The sequence below is a fragment of the Phaeodactylibacter xiamenensis genome (assembly GCF_000759025.1).
Classification (GTDB): Bacteria; Bacteroidota; Bacteroidia; order Chitinophagales; family Saprospiraceae; genus Phaeodactylibacter; species Phaeodactylibacter xiamenensis.
The window spans coordinates 1-1,574 of record NZ_JPOS01000066.1 but is presented as its reverse complement, the minus strand read 5'-3'; the positions used below and the strand labels follow the sequence as shown (position 1 = coordinate 1,574).

Annotated in this window: 1 protein-coding gene; it reads right to left on the bottom strand. The window is 56.5% G+C overall.

Annotated features, from left to right (window positions below):
* Nucleotides 1-1,574, bottom strand: a 1,574-nt coding sequence (locus tag IX84_RS18400) for a lamin tail domain-containing protein (protein WP_044224081.1), incomplete at both ends; no start/stop codon positions are given.

The window sequence follows — 1,574 nt, the reverse complement described above, 5'->3', positions numbered from 1 at the left end:
CAGCTGCCGGAACCGGAGTTGGGGCTGCCATCGCTGACAAAAAGGCTCACCGTTTGCTGCCCAAGGTCCCCACAGTCAAACTGATCTTGACTGACTTCCAGGACCAGGCCCGGAGCCGGAGTACAATTATCGTAAGAGCCATTATTCACAGCTTCCGGGCTTAGCGTAGCCATGCCCGCAGCATCAAGCTGTACAGCGGCATCCTGACACTCCGCCACCGGCGCAGCATCATCCACTACCGTGACGGTAGCGGTACAATTACCCGATTCGGCATCCGGGCTGCCATCGCTGACCGTAAGCGTAACGGACTGCTCGCCCAGGTCATCGCAGCTAAAGGCCACCTGACTCGCCTCATAAGTGAAGCTCGTCGCGCAGTTATCGGTAGAGCCCCCATCCAGGCTGTCAGCCACGAGCAGGGCCGTTCCTGCTGAGTCCAGTGCAATGGTGACATCGGCACAAACCGCCGTTGGTGCCATATTGTCGATAACGGACACATTCGCCATACAGGTACTCGTATCCCCATCTGTATCCACCACGGTCAGCTCCACGGGGTTGTCCTGCCCCTGATTGCTGCAGTCAAAGTCCGTTACGTCCAGCCACAGCCCTGCCAGCCCGTCGAGGGCCATCGTGCCGTCTTCGACCTGCGCTGGCGTTATGGAGACCGTGCCATCCGCTCCCAGTGCCACCGTTGGATTCGTACAACCCGCAAACAAGCCGCCGCTGTACGCTGCGCGGGCCACCTCTGTGCCGCTGCAGACCAGTACGATCTCATCTTCCTCATCATCGAGGGTAATATCGCTGCCATAGGCATAGTCGATGTGGACGCCCCCGTTGGTCAGGGTATCGGCGTTATTGCCGAGAGTGATGGAGCCGCCGGCGGGGAGGAGGAGGGAAGTGGTGATGGAGTGGCTGTCGGTGCCGTCGTCAAGGATAGTATAGCCATTCAGATCAACGACTGAGTCTGTAGGGTTGTAAACAGTAAACCACTCCCCGTTTTCGTCCAGCACCAAAGGGGGCGCAGATTGGATGGTGGTGATTTGCAGCGTGTTTTCAGAAAGGCAATTCTGGCAGGAAACCGGGGCAGTACCCGCATTACTCTCTGTAAAAACACAGGAGGTAGCATCCGTAAAAGTAACGGACAGGTCTATAGCTTCACCATCCGCAGGCATTTCTACGCCTGTAAATACATGACTCGTTGGGCTATCCAAATCGCCCACTGACACACTTGCACTCCCGCTGCCGCTCAGTTCTAAGGTGCCTGTAGCTGGTACGCTCTGAAAGCTGACCGTCACATCTGCAGTATAGGTATCGGTGCCCGGCGTACAAGAGGAAAGATTGGATACCGCTATTGCACTGATCTCGCAAGTACTAATACAAGCTTCATACACGCGTACATGGCCGGAATCATCACCATTGTCATCATTATTAGGCGCGCCGATGGCCAACACACTGCCATCTGAACTCAGGGATACGGCACTGCCGGACATATCTCCAGCCGACGCCCCATCTATATCGCCCCCTCGCTGGGACCAGCCCGTCTCATCCCATTCATATACGCGCACATGACCGGAATA